The following is a 17,958-nucleotide window of genomic DNA, read 5'->3' on the forward strand; positions in this document are numbered from 1 at the left end:
ACCTGCTGCCCCGGGCCCGCAGTGAGCCAGCCAGACTCCCCCCAGGTGCTGCCGATTCTGCTGACAGCCGCGATCAGCATCGCCCTGAGCGTCCATCTGGCGCTTGCCGATGGACGCATGGCGGCACTGTTCATTGTCGGCTTGCTCCTCGGCATTACGCTTTACCATTGCAGCTTCGGCTTTACTTCGGCCTACAGGCGTCTGCTGGTAAACGGTGAGCTGCGCGCCATACGCGCGCAGCTGCTGATGCTGGCAGTCGCAACGCTCGCCTTTGCACCGCTACTGGCCCTCGGCGAAGCCTTCGGCCGGCCACTTTCCGGAGCGATTGCGCCGGTCGGCGTAGCGATGTTCTGCGGTGCCTTTCTCTTCGGCATCGGCATGCAACTCGGCGGCGGTTGCGGGTCGGGAACCCTGTACGCCATGGGCGGCGGTTCGCCACGCATGCTCGTCGTGCTGCTTGCCTTCTGCGCAGGGGGGTTCTCGGCCAGTCTCAATCTCGGTGCCTGGCAGTCACTCCCCGAATGGCCACCGCTGGTTCTCGGCGACCGCTTCGGTTGGGGCATGGCAGCGGGCGCGCAAGCCCTCCTCCTGATCACCGCGGCATGGACTCTGCGGTGCTACGACACGGCACCTCCAGCAAGGCAGAGCTGCCATTTGTGGCGCGGCCCCTGGCCCCTGCTGGCAGCCGTCGTGTTGCTGCCGCTGTTGAACCTCGCGACGCTGCTGCTCGCCGGTCACCCATGGACGATCACCTGGGCATTTACCCTGTGGGCAGCCAAAGCGGCCGCGCTAATGGGCTGGAATCTCACCGACGATCCCTTCTGGAGCGCACCGTTCCAATACGACGCCCTGCATCGCGGCATTCTCAGTGACGTCACCTCGGTCATGGATATCGGCCTGGTGCTCGGCGCGGCAAGCGCCGCGCTGCTGGCCCGACGTTTCGCGCCGATGTGGCGGATTCAGCCGCGTTCGCTTGCTGCAGCGATTCTCGGCGGGCTGGCCATGGGTTATGGCGCGCGTCTGGCGTATGGCTGCAATATCGGTGCCTTTTTTTCCGGCGTCGCATCGACCAGCCTGCACGGCTGGTTATGGATCATTGCAGCCTTGATCGGGTCGTGGATCGGGGTGCGTTTGCGCCCTCTGTTTGGCTTGGCCAACGATTCCTGAGGCGTGCACTCCTCGGCCTGTCCGCTTCCATGACGTCTTGATGCGCCGCCGTCACTCACCGTCATTCCGAGAAAGCCTGTCGTTCCTTCGCGGCTCCACGGCTCATCATCCGGACGAACTTTCTCTGCTTTTAGCACTCTCAAGCCGCGAGTGCTAAAATACAATTGTTAGAAAGTAAACAGCAAGGAGGAGTCCATCCAAATGACACACGCGTTGGCTTTACCCACGATCTCCGCCGTCGGCAGCATTGACGCGTATATCCAGGCGGCCAGACAGGTTCCCATGCTGACCGAAGAGCAGGAGTTTGGTCTGGCGACACGCTTCCGCGACGAAGGCGATCTCGGCGCTGCGCGGCAGTTGATTCTTTCACACCTTCGTCTGGTGATTTCCGTTTCTCGCGGCTACCTGGGTTATGGCCTGCCGCATGCGGATTTGATCCAGGAGGGCAATATCGGGCTGATGAAAGCCGTCAAGCGCTTTGATCCCGAGCGCGGCGTTCGGCTGGTTTCTTTTGCCATCCACTGGATCAAAGCCGAGATTCATGAGTACGTCCTCAGGAACTGGCGGATGGTGAAGTTGGCAACGACCAAGGCGCAGCGCAAACTGTTTTTCAACCTGCGCAGCATGAAAGCCAACCGTGACACGCTCGGCCCGGCTCAGGTTGCCGATATCGCCCAGCGCCTGAACGTCAAAGCCGACGAGGTCATGGAAATGGATACTCGCCTGTCGGGCCACGACACCGCTTTCGACGCGCAGGCTGACGATGACGAGGCTTTTGTTCCCGCGGCGTATCTGGCCGACAACTCCAGCGAACCGGTACATATTCTCGAAGGCCGCGCCCGCGAGCGACTGCACAGCGACGGCCTCCAGAATGCCCTCGGCAGTCTCGACCCACGCAGCCGCAGGATCGTCGAAGCGCGTTGGCTGACGGAAGACAACCCGGCAACCTTGCACGATCTCGCCGGCGAGTTCTCGGTTTCCGCAGAACGGATTCGCCAAATCGAAGTCAAGGCGATGCAGAAAATGCGCGCCAATCTGGCGCCGCTGGTGGCCATCACCTGAGTCGCGAACGCGACTTTCACATCAAGGAAAGCCGGCATTGCCGGCTTTCCTTGTTTCGTGCGCTCACTTCTGGCGCGCGCGGCGCTTCTTGTCCATCAACTGCATGATCATCGGCGTGAAAATGATCTGCATCGCCAGCCCCATCTTGCCGCCTGGGCAGACGATGATGTTCGGGCGCGACATGAAGGAATCATGCAGCATGCTCAGCAGATAGGGAAAATCAATGCCATGGGGGTTGGCAAAGCGGATCACCAGCATGCTCTCGTCGGCCAGGGGAATGTCCTGAGCAGTGAAGGGATTCGAGGTATCGACCGTCGGCACGCGCTGGAAATTGACGTGCGTCGTGGAAAACTGCGGGCAGATGTAATTGACGTAGTCGGGCATCCGGCGCAGGATGGTATCCATCACCGCCTCGGTCGAATAACCCCGCTGCCCCTTGTCGCGATGCAGCTTCTGGATCCACTCCAGGTTGATGATCGGAACCACACCGACGCGCAGGTCGACATGCCGCCCGACGTCGACCGTCTCGGTTCTGGCGGCGCCGTGCAGACCTTCGTAGAAGAGCAGATCGGTGTCCGCCGGCAGATCGCTCCACTCGGTAAAGCTTCCCGGCGGCGCGCCATAGCGCTCGGCTTCGGCTTCGTCGTGCACATAGTGGCGGCTCTTGCCGCTGCCGCTCTCACCGTATTGGCGGAACAGGTTTTCGAGCTCTGCGAGCAGATTGGCTTCCGGTCCGAAGTGACTGAAATGGTGGTCACCGGCAAGCGCTTGCTCGGCCATCTGCGCGCGCATGGCGAGACGGTCGTAACGATGAAAGCTGTCACCCTCGATGATCGCCGCGTTGACTTGCTCGCGCCGAAAAATATGCTGGAAAGCCTTCGTCACCGAGGTGGTGCCGGCGCCCGAGGAGCCGGTAATCGCGATGACGGGATTTTTGATCGACATTGGGCATGCCTCCTCAAATTAAGTAATGAATTGTTTGCCGTGCGGCTCAATCGTCCCGAAAGAGGGTGCGCGTCGAGAACAGTGGCGAACTGAAGGGCTGGTCTTCTCCCGTCTCGTGCTCGCGGTGGTAGCGTTCGATGCGCTCGACCTCATCGCGCGAACCCAGAATGACCGGCACTCGCTCGTGCAGACCGCTCGGTTGCACGTCGAGGATTCGCTCGCTGCCGGTTGACGCCAGGCCGCCCGCCTGGGCAACGATCATCGCCATCGGATTGGCTTCGTACATCAGGCGCAGTCGGCCTGGCCTGGACAAATCCTTGTTATCGCGCGGGTACAGGAAAACGCCGCCGCGCATCAGGATGCGATGAACTTCAGCGACCATCGACGCCACCCAGCGCATATTGAAGTCCTTGCCGCGAACACCGCTCTGGCCAGCGAGGCACTCACTGACGTAGCGCTGCACAGGCGGCTCCCAGAAGCGCTCGTTGGACGCGTTGATCGCGAACTCGTGAGTTTCCGGCGCGATCACCAGATTCGGGTGGGTGAGCAGAAATTCGCCGATGTTGCGATCGAGGGTGAAGCCATGCGTACCGTTACCGACGCTCAGTACGAGCATCGTCGATGGCCCGTAGAGCGCATAGCCGGCGGCAACCTGCCGCGAGCCAGGCTGCAGAAAATCAACTGCAGTCGGTGCGCCGCCACTACAATTCTCGGGGCAGCGCAACACTGAAAAGATGCTGCCGACCGACAGGTTGACGTCGATGTTCGAAGAGCCATCGAGCGGGTCGAAAACCAGCAGGTACTGGCCGCGCTGGTTTTCGGAGGGAATCGGAAAGATGTCTTCCATCTCCTCGGAAGCCATCGCCGCCAGGTGGCCGCCCCACTCGCAATGGCGCAGGAAGGCCTGGTTGGCCAGTACGTCGAGCTTCTTCTGCCCTTCGCCCTGGACGTTTTCGCTGCCCGCATCGCCAAGCAGGTTGGCCAGCGAACCACGCGAAACGCCCTGCGCAATGGCCTTGCAGGAACGCACGATGTCGCTCATGAGCATCGAAAAATCGCCGCTCAGCGCCGGATTGCGGCGCTGCTCTTCGATCAGGAACTTGTTGACGTTGGTCCGTCCGCATAGCATGGCAGCACTCCGGAAGATGAAATTGTTGCTGGCCGATCATGAATGCACCTGATTCTAGCCGCCTGATAGAAAAACTATAGTTAAAGCTATTGTCTAATTTGATAAACAAATACTAACCTATGAGAAACGCCACAATCCGCCAGTTGCAGATCTTCTCGGTCGCCGCCAGCCATCTTTCGTTTGCCCGCGCTGCCGAGAGCCTGCATCTGACGCACGCCGCCATCTCGCTGCAGATCAAGCAACTGGAGGAGGTCTGCGGGACGCTGCTCTTCGAACGCATCGGCAAACGCGTCTTTCTGACCGAAGCAGGCGAAATCCTGCTCGAACACGCGCGCCAGATCCTGCAGTCGCTGAAGGACGCCGATGAGGCATTGCTGGCGCTGAAAGGGCTGCAAGGCGGACGCATCGCCGTCGCCGTTGTCAGTACGGCCGAATATTTCGCGCCCGGGTTGCTGGCGCAGTTTCGCCAAACGCACGCCGACGTACGTATCCGCCTGCTGATCGACAACCGCGACACGGTGTATCGCCTGCTGGCCAGCAACGAGGTGGACCTGGCGATCATGGGCCGGCCGCCACCGGCCCTTGACGCCACGGCGGTGGCCTTTGCCCCGCACCCGCTGGTGATCGTTGCCGGCGTAGACCATCCATTGGCCCGGCGGCCAAACCTTACCGTCGAGGACCTGGCCAGCGAAATGCTGATCGTTCGTGAAGCCGGGTCAGGCACGCGTTCGGCAATGGAAGAGTTCTTTCAGAAACGTTCGACCAAGCCCTGCATCGGCATGGAGATGGGCAGCAATGAAGCCATCAAGCAGGCAGTCGTTGCCGGATTGGGAATCAGTTTCCTTTCCCAGCACACGCTCGGACTCGAACTCAGCGCCGGGCGTCTGAGCATTCTGAAAGTCGAAGGCACACCGGTAATGCGCCGCTGGCACATCGTCCGCCACAAGAGCAAGCACCTGACGCCGGCGCTGGCCGCTTTCTGGGACTTCGTCCTGGAATTCGCGCCAGCCTACCTCTGCAAGCTGGTCTGAGGACTCCACCTCAACACTATTACCTGATGAACGGCAGCACTGTCGGCCTGGCTAGCTCGAGGCGCAACTGCCACTGCTTGACCAGCGCGTACAGCGCCGGAATGACGCACAGGGTGAGCACCGTCGACGAAACCATGCCGCCGACCATCGGTGCGGCGAGGTGGCTCATCACTTCCGAACCGGTGCCGCTCGACCACATGATTGGCAGCTGGCCGGCCATGATCGCCACCACGGTCGTCATTTTGGGTCGCACCCGTTCGATGGCGCCTTCCATGATCGCGTCGTAGAGGTCGGCGGCGGTGGGATCGGCGCCTTTGGCGCGTCGCTTGGCGGTGATTTCCTGCCACGACCGATCAAGGTAGATGAGCACCACGACGCTTCTTGACATTGATAGGGCGTGCGTCCGTCAAGCCAGCTTATATTGGGGCATCCATTTCAGGGTGTAGTCGTCAGCGTTCCGCAAATCGTTCCGCCGCGACAGCTTCTGTGATGCCATGCGGATCGCGAATCGGCTACAACCCGCATGAACACTGGTGCCTCCGGTCGGAATCGAACCAACACCTGATGATTACAAATCAACTGCACGACCTTCATGCTACGGAGGCGAATACTTCTGTCGAGGCGCTGATTATAGCCGAATCGGAATCCTGAGGTAGCGACGGAAGCACCTGTGCGCGGGCTGATGGAGGTCGACGTGTTTGCAGGATTGCTTGCTGGCCGATGACCCGCGCAGCTTGGACGAGCCACTGCTCGTCGTCGCCAGGTGTTTGATCTATCGTGACTTCCGCTGTGCGGCATGCTTTCTCCCCGGCGGGCGCGCTGTTAGAATGCGGCGACCCGTATGTCTTGTTGATGGAAGCTCATGCCAACTCTCACGAATCCGTCGGAAATTGCCCGCGAAGCCTTTCGCTTGTTGGCTAGCCGGCGGATGTCGCCGTCACCCGAGAACTATCAGGCGCTCTACCATGAGATCGCAGGTATTTCAGCCGCTGCCGCGACGCCGTTTCCGGAGCGTGAGCTGAAGGCTCTGCTCAATGCGCTACCGAAAGAAAAGCCGGCACAGCAGCGCTTGCTGAAGCGTTTCGAGCAGGCCTTCAAGGGCAAGACCTGGGAAGAGCTCAAGCGCGGCCTGGGCGAGCTCTTCGCGCAGCTCGGCAAGGAACAGGAGCTTCCCTGGAGTGAGCTGTTCGGCGACTTTCTGCGGCAGTGGGAGGGCAAGCAGGCGGGCCTTACCGTCGCCCGCAAGCGCGAGGCATTCGAGCGCCTGCTGGCTGGCGCCGCTGGCAACAGCGAGCTGCTTTTCACACGCCTGCAGAGCTTGCTCCGCTCGTGGTCGCTGAATGCGCCGATGGCTGAGGAAATCCCCCTCGTCGAGGGCGAGAAAGCGACGCCTGCGTTGGTGGCCAAGTCGTCGTCGCCGGCAGACCTTGCTGCGGCCAGGAAAGCGCTGCAGAGCAGCGATCTGGCTGCCCGCTTGTCGGCCGAGCTGAGCGAAATCTTCGCCTACACGCTGGAGGTGCTCGTTCCCTCACAGCTGCGGGACGAGCCGGAGCTGGTGGCCGACGCGATAGCCCTGGCGCACAAGCTGCGCACCGCCAACTCGCCTGCGGCGATGGAGGGCTTGCAGGCGGGCATCAAGCGTTTTGCTTTCCGCCTCGAGCTGCTCGCCGAAGATCGCGTCGAGCTGCGCGCTGGTCTGCTCAATCTGCTGCAGTTGCTGATCGAGAACGTCGGCGAGCTGGTCGTCGAGGACCGCTGGCTTGCCGGACAGATGGCGATCGTTAGCGAGATTGTCGCCGGCCCGTTGAGCCTGCGCTCGATCGGCGATGCCGAGAATCGGCTCCGGGAAGTGATTTTCAAGCAGGGGCAGTTGAAGCACAGCCTCAACGAAGCGCGCGAAAATCTCAAGCAGATGCTGGCGGGTTTCGTCGATCACCTGGCCGAGTTTGCCGATTCGACTTCGGAGTATCACGACAAGATCGAAATCTGCGCAGACCGCATCAGCGCCGCAGAAGACATCTCCGAGCTGGAAGACGTTCTCGCGGAAGTGATCCGTGAGACGAAAATCATCCAGCTTAACGCTCAGCGCTCGCGTGACGAGCTGCGGAGTGCCAAACAGAGTGTCGACGAAGCCGAGCAGCGTATCGGCGAATTGCAGGTCGAACTCGACAAAGCCAGCACCCTGGTTCGTCATGACCAGCTCACCGGGGTGCTCAACCGCCGCGGTCTCGAAGAAGCTTTCGAGAAGGAGGCGGCGCGTGCGCAGCGCCGCCAATCGAGCCTCTGCGTCGCTTTGCTCGACATCGACAACTTCAAGAAGCTCAACGACACTCTCGGGCACGACGCCGGTGACGCCGCGCTGATCCACCTGACCGCGGTCATTCGCGAGACCATGCGTCCGCAGGACACGGTGGCTCGTTTTGGCGGCGAGGAGTTCATCATCCTGCTTCCGGACACGCAGCTCGAGGACGCGCAGACGGCGCTGGTTCGCCTGCAACGGGAGCTCACCCGGCGCATTTTCCTGCACGACAACAACCGGCAGCTGATCACCTTCAGCGCTGGCCTCAGCGATTTGCGCGCCGGTGATACCCAGGCTTCGGTCAGCAAGCGTGCCGATGAGGCGATGTTCGCGGCCAAGCAGGCCGGCAAGAATCGGGTCCTGATCGGCTGATTGGCTGATCGGCGGTCCGTTGCCGGGCGGTCGGCAGCACAGGCCCGGCCTTACCCGTGCGCGCGGCCCTGGTCGGGCGCGCCAACAGCGGTGCTGGCCAGGACCCTGAGCACTTCCCCGGCGGCCAGCAGGCCAAAAGTGGCGGTGACGCAGACCGATGAACCGTAGCCGGCACAGTTCAGGCCACTGAGCACGGGCGCTTGCTCACAGGTCGTGGCGGCTTCCGGATAGCGTAGCGCTTCGCTCGAGAAGACCGCCGCGATGCCAAACTTCTTCTTTGCCTCCCTGGTGAAGGCGTAGTCCTTGCGCAATAGCGAGCGCAGCCTGGCGAGCAAGGGATCCTGGATGGTCAAAGCCAGGTCGGCGATCTGAATTCGTGTCGGGTCAATCTGACCGCCGGCGCCACCGGCGGTGATCAACGGCAACGCGCAACGTCGGGCACAGGCGATCATCGCCGCCTTGGTGCGCACCTGGTCGATGGCGTCGATCACATAATCGAAGGGGCCAGCGAGGAGGGTAGCGACGTTTTCCGGGGTCACGAAATCCTCGATTTCCTTGACCACACAGCTTGGATTGATGGCCTGGATGCGCTGCGCCATGGCCCTGACCTTGGCCTTGCCGAACTCGCCGTCGAGGGCATGCACCTGACGATTGACGTTGGATTCGGCGACCATGTCCAGATCGATCAGCGTGATCCTGCCGATGGCCGAACGTGCCAGTGCTTCGGCAGCCCAGGAACCGACGCCGCCGATGCCGACGACGGCGATATGCGCGCGCTGAAAGCGCTGCAGCGCGGCCGCACCGTACAAGCGCGCGATACCCGCGAAGCGGCGCTCCATGTCGGCCGCTGCCAAATCAGTCATCGGCTTTCAGCGGCACGTCGTATCACCTGATTGAATGGCTCGATCCATTCCGGCGCAAACTGTTGGTCGCAGGCGTTGACTTCGGCGATGGCCCGCAACAGCGAACGCTGGCGGCCGCGCTCGGTGTGCTTCAACATCACCGCCTCGAAGGCATCGACAATGGCCAGGACCTTGGCACCAGGGCAGATTTGTTCCCCCGTAAGCCCGCCCGGGTAACCCTTGCCGAAGGGCGTTTCATGGTGTTGGGCGACCATCGCGGCGGCGGCCGCCCAGCCCTCCATGCGCGACAGCAGGCCGGCCGCATACTCCGGGTGTGCGCGCATGATGCGTTGCTCTGCGGAGGTCAATGCGCTGGCCCTGAGCCACACTGATTCGGGAAGAAACATCATCCCCACGTCGTGCATGTAGATGGCGGCTTCCAGCTGCACCGGGTCAATCGGATTGCCGGCCATTTGATTGGTTTCCAGCGCCAGGCGCAGGATGCGCATGGTACGGCCGGCGAAACGCGGCGAGCGCATTTCGAACTGATTGGCCAGCGTCAGGAAGAACAGCAGGTCGTCGGCCGTTTGTGATCGGGAAGCGTTGCCCAGGCTGCGTTTCGCTGCGGGGGCCATGACCGCGACCGGGCGCTTGCCGGTCACCGCTTCGATCACTTCGGCGACGCAGGCGTCCAGTCCCGATGGCGTTGCCGCGGCCAGCTTTTCCAAGCCCTCGATCAGGAGTTGCAGTTGCAGTCCAGCGAGTGTTTGCTCCGAGGACAGCCGTTCAACTGCCAGTTCCAGGCGATCGATGGTCAATAGTATGGCGTCGGCAATGGCATTGGTGAACGGTAGGTCGCCGTTGCGCACCCGCACCAGAACCGATTCCATCGGGTGAACGATGGCCACCGCCACTTCTACCCTGCACAGTGCTGCGTCGCCTTTTATGTTGTGCAGAGTGCGGAACAGCTTGCCAACGACCGCGTGTTCTTTGGGATGCTTCCTCAGGTGAGCGACATCGCGTTCGATCGTCGGCGCGTATTCCCAAAGGCTGTCGATGAACTCCTGCAGGGCTTCCCGGTCGGTAACGAGCGGCTCACTGATCGTTGATGCATCCATTGTTCATGTTCCTTGCTTTTCCGCATCTTACCGGATCGCACAGCGACCGGCGACGGTATCCATTAGTTTGATATGGCTTCGCGATCCTGCTCCGGTTTTAAGCAACGAATATGCCAATTATCTATCTTCCTGGCGCCCCGTGGAGACCTGGAAGAATGCGCAAAAATGGCCCTTTTCGTGGCTTGCTGGGCTAAACTGCGGTTTTTTTCGTTCACAAGGATCTCCCATGCCCATCGTCACCACCCCCAGCGGCCTGCAGTTCGAGGACATCATTGCCGGCAGTGGCCCTGTAGCGTGTTCCGGCCAGCACGTTATCGTGCATTACACGGGCTGGCTTGCCGACGGCACGAAGTTTGACTCGAGCGTTGATCGCAACGAGCCCTTCCGTTTTCCGCTCGATGGGAAACATGTGATTGCCGGTTGGGAGGAAGGCGTCCCGGGGATGTGCGTGGGTGGCGTTCGTCGGCTCACCATTCCCGCCGATCTCGCTTACGGGGCACGCGGTGCCGGCAAGCTGATTCCGCCGCACGCCAAGATCGTTTTCGAAATCGAGTTGCTGGACATCGCCTGATTGATGGCCGAGCGGCCACGCAAGACCCCCAGCGGAGTACCGGGAACGCGGGCGGCGGCAAGTCGCCGCGGCGGCAGTTCGAGTAAGCCGCCAGCGGTAGCCGCGGAGGCTTCGCGGGCGCCAGCAGCGGCCGACGTCAAGGCGCCGCCAAAAGTGCGTCGGATTCCGGCGCGCTCGCCAGCGCCTGCAGCGTCGAACGGGGTGGTCCTGCCGGCCCGCCTTCCAGCGCCGGCGAAGCCTGCCGCAGTAGCGAGCAGCGCTCCCCAGACGGGTGTCCGGATCTCCAAGCTGATGGCCGAGCGCGGTCTCTGTTCACGCCGCAACGCCGACGAATATATCGCGCGCGGCTGGGTTTTCGTCGATGGTCGTCGGGTCAGCGAACTCGGCACGCGCGCTGATCCGGCGGCGGTAATCGTCCTCGACAAGGAGGCGCAGGCGCAGCAGCAAAGCCGCATGACGATCCTGCTGCACAAGCCGATGGGCTACGTTTCCGGGCAGCCGGAGCCCGGCTTTACGCCAGCGGTTACCCTGGTTCAACCCGAAAATCAGCGCTGTACGCCGGACACGCCAGTATTCCATCCTTCATGCTTGAAGGGTCTGGCACCGGCCGGCCGCCTGGATGTCGATTCGACCGGCCTGCTGGTACTCACTCAGGATGGTCGCGTGGCGCGCCAGCTGATCGGTCAGGAGAGCTGCATCGACAAGGAGTATCTGGTTCGTGTCGAAGGTCAGCTTGACGACAAAGGCCTGGCGCTGTTGAATCATGGCCTCAGCCTTGACGACCGCCAGCTGAAGCCGGCCAAGGTCGAGTGGCTGAACGATGATCAGCTGCGCTTCGTGCTGCGCGAGGGGCGAAAGCGCCAGATCCGGCGCATGTGCGAGCTCGTCGGCCTGCGTGTCTGCGGCCTCAAGCGAGTCCGCATCGGCGCGGTCCGACTGGCTGACTTGCCGCTTGGGCAATGGCGCTTCCTGCGGCCGGACGAGGCATTTTGATGCCCCTAATGCCCGGCGAGCGGCTTCTCATTCAGCGGACGCTGCTTTACCCCGGCAGTTGCCGCGATTCACCCTCGAGGCTTGTTTAGCACGGAGCAAAAGCCATGTTCGATCTTTTCAAATCAGCACCGTTCAGCGATCCACAGCTTGGTGAGCTGTTGCGCTCCCGTGGGCATTGGCGCGGATCGATCAGCCTCGGCAGCGATGAAAACGTCCCGCTGGCGATCTCGGGCACGCGCAGCCAGCCCGACGCGCCGGCCTTGCAGGCGGCACGCGAAGTCGCCACGCAGTTTGCTGCTTGGCGGCCAAGCATCGAAGAGGCGCTGTTGGAGCATTACGGCCCGTATGCCGAGTCCCTGGCCAGAGGTGAGCTGAGCGAAGCGGGCGCCGCATTCCCCAAGCTGGTGGACGCCAGTGAAGTCTGGGGGGCGGTAGCGCTGGTATCCGTTTCGATTGGTTTTCTGAATGGCAAGGTGAGCACCGAATTGGCCTATACGACGCTCTGGGATGAAGAGCACACCGTTGGCGTCTGTTTTGAGGACGGCGAGTTCAGCGAGCTTTGTGGCAGCGTCGTACCGGTCTGAGCGCAGTCTCCTGCACAGGTGGACTGGTGAAGGCCAGCGGCCCGGCATTCAGCATTCAGCCTTTAGAGAAAAACCGGCTCGGGCAAGAGCTCGACGGCGAAGCGTTCGCGGACGTCCGCCTGCACAGCTTGCGCCAGCGCCAGTACCTCGGCGCCGCGTGCAGCGCCGCGATTGACCAGTACCAGCGCCTGTTTCTCGTACATCCCGACGCGGCCCAGATCCCGGCCTTTCCAGCCGCTGCGTTCGATCAACCAGCCAGCGGCCAGTTTGACGCGGCCGTCGGGCTGCGGATAGCGCGGCAGATCCGGATGTGCAATCGCCAAGTGTTCGGCGAGCGAGGCGCTGACCACCGGGTTGTGGAAGAAGCTGCCGGCGTTCGGTAGCGTTGCCGGGTCGGGCAGCTTGCGGCTGCGGACGCGGATCACCGCCTCGGCGATTTGCCGTGGCGTGGTTCGGCTGTCCGCCTGACCCTGCGGGTGGCCGTTCGGATGGCTGTCCGGCCGAGTGTTCGGCGAGTCGTTCGCGTCGCTACTCCGCTGCCCTTCGAGTTCGGCAGCGAGATCGCTGTAGCCGAGCAGCGGCTGCCAGGCTTTCGGCAGGCGGAAGGTCACCCGCGTGATCACCCGTTGCCCATCCAGATGCCAGCCTTCCTGCTTGAAGACGCTGTCACGGTAGGCGAAACGGCAGTCGGCGTGGGCGAGTCGCAGCATTCTGCCGGTCTGCATGTCAATGGCTTCGAGGGCATGCAGGCGCGCACCGACTTCCAGCCCGTAGGCGCCGATGTTCTGAATCGGCGCAGCGCCGACCGTGCCCGGAATCAGCGCCAGATTTTCGAGGCCGGGCCAGCCTTGCGCCAGTGTCCACAGCACCAGTTGATGCCAGTTCTCGCCGGCGCCGGCACGGACGTACCAGGCGTCGTCGTCTTCGCCGATCAGCTCGCGACCGCGAATCGCCATTTGCAGCAGCAGGCCATCGAAATCGCCGGTGAGTACCAGATTGCTGCCGGCGCCGAGGATGAAGTGACGCCGCCGGCGGTTGCCGGCAAGCATGGCCAGTTGCGTGCTGGAGCGGATTTCGGCGTGCAAGGCGGCCCGGCCCGGCAAGCGCAGCGTCGTGCGCATGCCAAGGTCGACGTCACGCGCGACGAAGTCGGGCAGCCCTGGCGTGCTCATCGCTGTCCCCGCCCGCGCTGTCGCCTAGAGCAGCGGTGCCAGCCAACGTTCGGCTTCGCTGACGCTGAAGCCGGCACGCTCGGCCCAGTCTTCGAGCTGATCACGGGCAATCTTGCTGACCGCGAAGTAGCGCGCCTGCGGGTGCGCCAGATAGAAGCCGGCAACCGCCGCCGCTGGCGTCATCGCGAAATTCTCGGTCAAGCCCATGCCGGTGTTGGCGGGCGCGTCGAGCAGCGCGAAGAGGGCGCGCTTGGCAGTATGGTCGGGGCAGGCCGGGTAGCCGGGAGCCGGCCGGGTGCCGCGATAGTCCTCGCGGATCAGTGCCGCGCAGTCTAGCGTCTCGTCGCTGGCGTAGCCCCAGTAATCGCGGCGCACCTGCGCGTGCAAGTACTCGGCGCAGGCTTCGGCGAGGCGGTCGGCGAGCGCTTTCAGGATGATCGCGCGGTAGTCGTCGTGGGCGGCGGCAAAGTCGGCGAGCTTGGCTTCGATACCGAAGCCGGCGCCGACGGCAAAGGCGCCCAGCCAGTCCGGCGTACCCCGCGCAGCGACGAAATCGCTCAGACAGTAGTGCGGCTTGCCGGCGGGGCGTTCCTGTTGCTGGCGAAGATTGTGCCAGCTCATCAAACGTTCGCTACGCGCTTCGTCAGCGTAGATCTCGATGTCGTCGCCGACGGCGTTGGCCGGGAACAGGCCGAAGACGGCGTTGGCGCGCAGCCATTTTTCTTCGATGATCGTCTGCAGCATCTTCTGCGCGTCGGCGAAAACCTCGCGCGCCGTCTCGCCGACCAGCGGGTCGTCGAGGATTTTCGGAAAGCTGCCGGCCAGATCCCAGGTCTGGAAGAACGGTCCCCAGTCGATGAACTCGGCCAGCATCGCCAGATCGATGTCGCGCAGTACGTGCAGGCCGGGCTGCTTCGGTGCGACAGGTTTGTAGGCTGCCTCGGCGGCATCCGAAAAACGGTTGTCGCGCGCTGCGGCCAGGGTCACCAGCTGGATGCCCTTCTTGTTGGCGTGCTGCGCGCGCAGCTTTTCGTAGTCGGCAGCGACCTCGGCCTTGTAGCTGGCGGCGCGGTCGATCGACAGCAGTTGGGTGACGACGCCGACGGCGCGCGAGGCGTCCGGGACGTAGATCACCGGTCCGTTGTAGTTCGGCGCGATCTTGATCGCCGTATGCGCGCGGCTGGTCGTCGCGCCGCCGATCAGCAGCGGCACGGCAGGGCCGCCATCGGCGCCGTCGGCAAAGCCCAGGCGCTGCATTTCGCTGGCGACGTGACTCATCTCTTCGAGCGAGGGCGTGATCAGGCCCGACAGGCCGACGGCCTGCGCGCCATGCTCGCGGGCGGCGTGCAGGATCTTGTCGCAGGAGACCATCACTCCGAGGTCGACAACGTCGTAGCCATTGCAGCCGAGGACGACGCCGACGATATTCTTGCCGATGTCGTGCACGTCGCCCTTGACCGTGGCGACGACGATCTTGCCTTTGCTGCTGACCCCGGTGCGCAGCTTCTCGGCTTCGATATAAGGAATCAGGTGGGCGACCGCCTGTTTCATCACCCGTGCCGACTTGACCACCTGCGGCAGAAACATCTTGCCGGCGCCGAAGAGGTCGCCGACGACGTTCATGCCGTTCATCAACGGCCCTTCGATGACTGACAGCGGTGGTTTGCCGGCGGCTTCCAGCGCCGCACGACACTCTTCGGTGTCGTCCACCACGAAGTTGTTGATGCCCTTGACCAGCGCATGCGTCAGGCGCTCCTCGACCGGCAGCTCGCGCCAGCTCAAATCGGGACCGCTGTCTTTGGCCTTGCCTTCCTTGACCGTCAGCGCAAATTCGACCAGCGCTTCGCCCGCTTCGGAGCTGCGGTTGAGCACCACGTCCTCGACCTTGTCGCGCAGCGCCGGGTCGAGGTCGTCGTAGACCCCGAGCATGCCGGCGTTGACGATGCCCATCGACAGGCCGGCCTTGACGGCGTGATACAGGAAGACGGTGTGGATCGCTTCGCGCACCGCGTCGTTGCCGCGGAACGAGAAGGAGACGTTGGAGACGCCACCCGAGAGCTGCGCACCCGGCAGGGTGGCGCGAATCGACTTGCAGGCCTCGATGAAGTCGACGGCGTAGTTGTTGTGTTCTTCGATGCCGGTGGCGATGGCGAAAATGTTCGGGTCGAAGATGATGTCCTCGGGCGGGAAGCCTGCCTCCTCGGTGAGCAGCTGGTAGGCACGGGCGCAGATTTCGGTCTTGCGCGCGTAGGTGTCGGCCTGTCCGCTTTCGTCGAACGCCATCACCACTACCGCCGCGCCGTAGCGCCGCGCCAGCCGCGCCTGGCGCAGGAATTCGGCCTCGCCCTCTTTCATCGAGATCGAGTTGACGATGCCCTTGCCCTGGATGCACTTGAGGCCGGCTTCAATGACTTCCCACTTCGACGAGTCGATCATGATCGGCACGCGCGAGATGTCCGGCTCGCTGGCAATCAGCTTCAGGAAGCGCTCCATCGCCGCCTTCGAGTCGAGCATTGCTTCGTCCATGTTGATGTCGATCACCTGCGCGCCGTTCTCGACCTGCTGGCGGGCGACCGCCAGCGCGTCGTCGAAACGGCCTTCGAGAATCATCCGCGCGAAGGCCTTCGAGCCGGTAACGTTGGTGCGTTCGCCGACATTGACGAACAGCGAGTCCTTGCCAACGTTGAAGGGTTCGAGGCCCGACAGGCGCAGCTTCTGCTCGACTTGCGGCAGGCGCCGCGGCTTGACCCCGGCGACGCCCTTGCTGAGCGCGGCGATGTGTTCGGGCGACGTGCCGCAGCAGCCGCCGACAATGTTTACAAAGCCCTGCCTGGCCCAGTCGGAAACTTCCGCGGCGAGCTGCTCCGGCGTCTCGTCGTAACCGCCAAAAGCATTCGGCAGCCCGGCATTGGGGTAGGCCGAAACAAAACAATCGCAAATCCGCGACAACTCTTCGACGTACTGGCGCAACTCGGCGGCGCCGAGCGCGCAGTTGAGGCCGAAGCTCAGCGGCCGAATGTGGTTCAGCGAGTTCCAGAAAGCTTCGGCGGTCTGTCCGGAAAGCGTCCGCCCGGAGGCATCGGTGATCGTTCCCGAGATCATCACCGGCCAACGCCGTCCGACCTGTTCGAAGTACTGCTCGATCGCAAAGAGCGCGGCTTTGGCGTTCAGGGTGTCGAACACGGTCTCGACCAGGATCAGGTCGACGCCGCCTTCGCAAAGTCCACGCACGGCTTCGCTGTAGGTGGCGACCAATTCGTCGAAGCTGGTGTTGCGGTAGCCCGGGTCGTTGACGTCGGGCGAGATCGACGCCGTACGCGAAGTCGGCCCGAGGCCGCCGGCGACGAAGCGTGGCCGGCTCGGGTCGCGGGCGGTGAACTCGTCGCATACCGCACGCGCCAGTTGCGCGCCAGCGACATTCAGCTCGTGCACGATCGCTTCGAGGTGGTAGTCGGCCTGCGAAACGCTGGTCGAGTTGAAGGTGTTGGTTTCGATGATGTCCGCGCCAGCCGCCAGATACTCGGCGTGAATCGAGCGGATCAGATCGGGCTGGGTCAGCACCAGCAGGTCGTTGTTGCCTTTCAGGTCGTGGGGATGGTCGGCGAAGCGGCTACCGCGGTAATCCGCCTCCTGCAGCCGATGACGCTGGATCATCGTGCCCATGGCGCCGTCGAGAACGAGAATTTTCCTTTCGAGGCAGGCTTTGAGTTCGGCGGTACGGTCCGGCTGCATGGCTATCCCTTGTGTACGGTTGCGGCGCTACAAAACAAAAAACCCGTCGGCGCAAAGCTCGACGGGTCTTGGTGTGGGCCTCGCTTTAGCGGGATTTTTAACGCGCCCGCAATCTGTTTACGTCAAATCGGCGCGAACCCGGCATGCTGACGCGGGCAGGACGCGAATCTACCCGCCAGGGAAATGCTTGTCAAGGCGGCAGCTTCCTCCCTGCGCGAAGTTCGTCACGCCCCAGTAGAAAAACCCAGCGGGAAGCTGGGTCGGCGCATGCCGGGCGATTTCGGGCTGGCCATGGGTAAATCGTACTGCCCGCCAAAGGTCAATGATTGCTATGATCGCTGCTGCTATGCATTCGGGGTGTCGTCAGGCAGCCTTGCCCAGCTTGTGATTCCGCGCCCTGCGCTGCCCGGCTCCGAGCACGCAAGCGCGTAGGAAACGGAAAACAGGAGGCAGCAGCCCATGGCAATCCACCGTGAAAGCCGCGCTATTGCGCTGGCCGCCGAGTGCCTGTTCGATGTCGTCGCCGATGTCGAAAGCTATCCCAAGTTCGTGCCGCTGATCGCCGATGCGAAGATCGTTCGCCGCGACGAAGCGGCCTACGAAACCGAGCAGAGCCTGGCGCTCGGGCTACTGCTGCATCGCTTCCGCACGCGCACCGAGCTTGAACGCCCGCACCGGATCAGCGTTCGTTCCAACGACCGCTCCTTCGCGCACTTCGACATCCGCTGGGCCTTCACGCCGCTCGGCGACGATTGCTGCCACGTCGACTTTGCGCTGGACTGCGAGATCCGCTCCTTGCTGCTGGTGCCGGTGATCCAGCTGATGATCGTGCCGATGGCGGCCGGCATGGTCAGCGCCTTCGAAGCGCGCGCGCACGCGCTGGCTGCGAAAAGCGGCGGTGCTGTCAGCCCGGGCGGGTAAAATGCAAGGCTTCTCGAATC

The 17,958-nt window shown here is 62.9% G+C and carries 14 protein-coding genes, 1 tRNA gene, 1 pseudogene and 1 riboswitch; of the genes and pseudogenes, 8 read left to right on the forward strand and 8 right to left on the reverse strand.

Annotation, left to right across the window (positions count from 1 at the left end; translation table 11 throughout):
* The first annotated feature begins 45 nt into the window (after nucleotides 1-45).
* Together V5B40_RS00555 and rpoH are read left to right on the forward strand one after the other, a co-directional pair.
* Nucleotides 46-1,167, forward strand: a complete 1,122-nt coding sequence (locus tag V5B40_RS00555) for a YeeE/YedE family protein (RefSeq protein ID WP_332352631.1) — start codon at nucleotides 46-48, stop codon at nucleotides 1,165-1,167.
* A gap of 201 nt (nucleotides 1,168-1,368) precedes the next feature.
* Nucleotides 1,369-2,229 (forward strand): RNA polymerase sigma factor RpoH, encoded by an 861-nt coding sequence (rpoH, locus tag V5B40_RS00560; protein ID WP_332352632.1) that lies wholly within the window; start codon nucleotides 1,369-1,371, stop codon nucleotides 2,227-2,229.
* Nucleotides 2,230-2,292: 63 nt separating this feature from the next.
* On the opposite strand, the gene V5B40_RS00565 is transcribed toward rpoH, so the two are convergent.
* The gene (locus V5B40_RS00565; protein ID WP_332352633.1) at nucleotides 2,293-3,174 is read right to left on the reverse strand and encodes a phosphoribulokinase; all 882 of its coding nucleotides are present in this window, start codon (nucleotides 3,172-3,174) and stop codon (nucleotides 2,293-2,295) included.
* Between the two features lie 46 nt (nucleotides 3,175-3,220).
* A complete protein-coding gene (locus V5B40_RS00570; protein WP_332352634.1) occupies nucleotides 3,221-4,303 on the reverse strand; it encodes a class 1 fructose-bisphosphatase in 1,083 nt (360 codons plus the stop codon).
* Between the two features lie 119 nt (nucleotides 4,304-4,422).
* Between V5B40_RS00570 and V5B40_RS00575 the strand changes: the two genes are divergently transcribed.
* Complete coding sequence (locus V5B40_RS00575) at nucleotides 4,423-5,334, forward strand: LysR family transcriptional regulator (RefSeq protein ID WP_332352635.1); 912 nt, start codon at nucleotides 4,423-4,425, stop codon at nucleotides 5,332-5,334.
* Between the two features lie 19 nt (nucleotides 5,335-5,353).
* Here the strand turns inward: V5B40_RS00575 and V5B40_RS00580 are convergent.
* Both V5B40_RS00580 and V5B40_RS00585 read right to left on the reverse strand, forming a co-directional pair.
* Nucleotides 5,354-5,710 (reverse strand): annotated as a pseudogene (locus tag V5B40_RS00580) (efflux RND transporter permease subunit); the annotation flags it as partial.
* Between the two features lie 155 nt (nucleotides 5,711-5,865).
* A tRNA-Thr gene (locus V5B40_RS00585) sits at nucleotides 5,866-5,939 on the reverse strand.
* Nucleotides 5,940-6,196: 257 nt separating this feature from the next.
* On the opposite strand from V5B40_RS00585, the gene V5B40_RS00590 reads away from it, so the two are divergent.
* On the forward strand, nucleotides 6,197-8,005 hold the full coding sequence (locus V5B40_RS00590) for a GGDEF domain-containing protein (protein ID WP_332352636.1): 1,809 nt from the start codon (nucleotides 6,197-6,199) through the stop codon (nucleotides 8,003-8,005).
* 50 nt (nucleotides 8,006-8,055) lie between these two features.
* Here V5B40_RS00590 and tcdA read toward each other — a convergent pair whose 3' ends face one another.
* Both tcdA and V5B40_RS00600 read right to left on the reverse strand, forming a co-directional pair.
* Nucleotides 8,056-8,868 carry a tRNA cyclic N6-threonylcarbamoyladenosine(37) synthase TcdA gene (tcdA, locus tag V5B40_RS00595; RefSeq protein WP_332352637.1) on the reverse strand — a complete coding sequence of 271 codons (813 nt, stop codon included), beginning with the start codon at nucleotides 8,866-8,868 and terminating at the stop codon, nucleotides 8,056-8,058.
* Nucleotides 8,865-9,965, reverse strand: coding sequence for an HD domain-containing phosphohydrolase (locus V5B40_RS00600; RefSeq protein ID WP_332352638.1), 1,101 nt, complete (start codon nucleotides 9,963-9,965; stop codon nucleotides 8,865-8,867). The genes tcdA and V5B40_RS00600 overlap by 4 nt, the downstream gene beginning before the upstream one ends.
* Before the next feature lie 226 nt (nucleotides 9,966-10,191).
* On the opposite strand from V5B40_RS00600, the gene V5B40_RS00605 reads away from it, so the two are divergent.
* The 3 genes from V5B40_RS00605 to V5B40_RS00615 all read left to right on the forward strand — a co-directional run bounded on the left by V5B40_RS00605 (nucleotide 10,192) and on the right by V5B40_RS00615 (nucleotide 12,113).
* Nucleotides 10,192-10,536: an FKBP-type peptidyl-prolyl cis-trans isomerase gene (locus V5B40_RS00605; RefSeq protein ID WP_332352639.1), complete on the forward strand. Its 345-nt coding sequence runs from the start codon at nucleotides 10,192-10,194 to the stop codon at nucleotides 10,534-10,536.
* 3 nt (nucleotides 10,537-10,539) lie between these two features.
* Entirely contained in the window at nucleotides 10,540-11,529 is a 990-nt protein-coding gene (locus V5B40_RS00610) for a pseudouridine synthase (RefSeq protein WP_332352640.1), read from the forward strand.
* 104 nt (nucleotides 11,530-11,633) lie between these two features.
* Nucleotides 11,634-12,113 (forward strand): DUF6985 domain-containing protein, encoded by a 480-nt coding sequence (locus V5B40_RS00615; RefSeq protein WP_332352641.1) that lies wholly within the window; start codon nucleotides 11,634-11,636, stop codon nucleotides 12,111-12,113.
* Nucleotides 12,114-12,175: 62 nt separating this feature from the next.
* Here the strand turns inward: V5B40_RS00615 and murB are convergent, their stop codons facing one another.
* Nucleotides 12,176-13,285: a UDP-N-acetylmuramate dehydrogenase gene (gene murB, locus V5B40_RS00620; protein ID WP_332352642.1), complete on the reverse strand. Its 1,110-nt coding sequence runs from the start codon at nucleotides 13,283-13,285 to the stop codon at nucleotides 12,176-12,178.
* A gap of 24 nt (nucleotides 13,286-13,309) precedes the next feature.
* Entirely contained in the window at nucleotides 13,310-17,017 is a 3,708-nt protein-coding gene (metH, locus tag V5B40_RS00625) for a methionine synthase (RefSeq protein WP_332352643.1), read from the reverse strand.
* 62 nt (nucleotides 17,018-17,079) lie between these two features.
* Nucleotides 17,080-17,161: riboswitch (SAM riboswitch) on the reverse strand.
* A 315-nt stretch (nucleotides 17,162-17,476) separates the two neighbouring features.
* Here metH and V5B40_RS00630 point away from each other — a divergent pair.
* A complete protein-coding gene (locus V5B40_RS00630) occupies nucleotides 17,477-17,938 on the forward strand; it encodes a type II toxin-antitoxin system RatA family toxin (RefSeq protein ID WP_332352644.1) in 462 nt (153 codons plus the stop codon).
* Nucleotides 17,939-17,958: the final 20 nt, after the last annotated feature.

The sequence above is a fragment of the Candidatus Accumulibacter meliphilus genome, assembly GCF_036625345.1.
GTDB classification, from domain to species: Bacteria; Pseudomonadota; Gammaproteobacteria; order Burkholderiales; family Rhodocyclaceae; genus Accumulibacter; species Accumulibacter meliphilus.

Coding starts and splice junctions, on each gene's coding strand:
- rpoH (WP_332352632.1), top strand. CDS start 1,369: ATGACACACGCGTTGGCTTTACCCACGATCTCCGCCGTCGGCAGCATT.
- V5B40_RS00590 (WP_332352636.1), top strand. CDS start 6,197: ATGCCAACTCTCACGAATCCGTCGGAAATTGCCCGCGAAGCCTTTCGC.
- V5B40_RS00610 (WP_332352640.1), top strand. CDS start 10,540: ATGGCCGAGCGGCCACGCAAGACCCCCAGCGGAGTACCGGGAACGCGG.
- V5B40_RS00565 (WP_332352633.1), bottom strand. CDS start 3,174: ATGTCGATCAAAAATCCCGTCATCGCGATTACCGGCTCCTCGGGCGCC.
- V5B40_RS00570 (WP_332352634.1), bottom strand. CDS start 4,303: ATGCTATGCGGACGGACCAACGTCAACAAGTTCCTGATCGAAGAGCAG.
- V5B40_RS00600 (WP_332352638.1), bottom strand. CDS start 9,965: ATGGATGCATCAACGATCAGTGAGCCGCTCGTTACCGACCGGGAAGCC.
- V5B40_RS00575 (WP_332352635.1), top strand. CDS start 4,423: ATGAGAAACGCCACAATCCGCCAGTTGCAGATCTTCTCGGTCGCCGCC.
- V5B40_RS00615 (WP_332352641.1), top strand. CDS start 11,634: ATGTTCGATCTTTTCAAATCAGCACCGTTCAGCGATCCACAGCTTGGT.
- V5B40_RS00630 (WP_332352644.1), top strand. CDS start 17,477: ATGGCAATCCACCGTGAAAGCCGCGCTATTGCGCTGGCCGCCGAGTGC.
- V5B40_RS00605 (WP_332352639.1), top strand. CDS start 10,192: ATGCCCATCGTCACCACCCCCAGCGGCCTGCAGTTCGAGGACATCATT.
- murB (WP_332352642.1), bottom strand. CDS start 13,285: ATGAGCACGCCAGGGCTGCCCGACTTCGTCGCGCGTGACGTCGACCTT.
- metH (WP_332352643.1), bottom strand. CDS start 17,017: ATGCAGCCGGACCGTACCGCCGAACTCAAAGCCTGCCTCGAAAGGAAA.
- tcdA (WP_332352637.1), bottom strand. CDS start 8,868: ATGACTGATTTGGCAGCGGCCGACATGGAGCGCCGCTTCGCGGGTATC.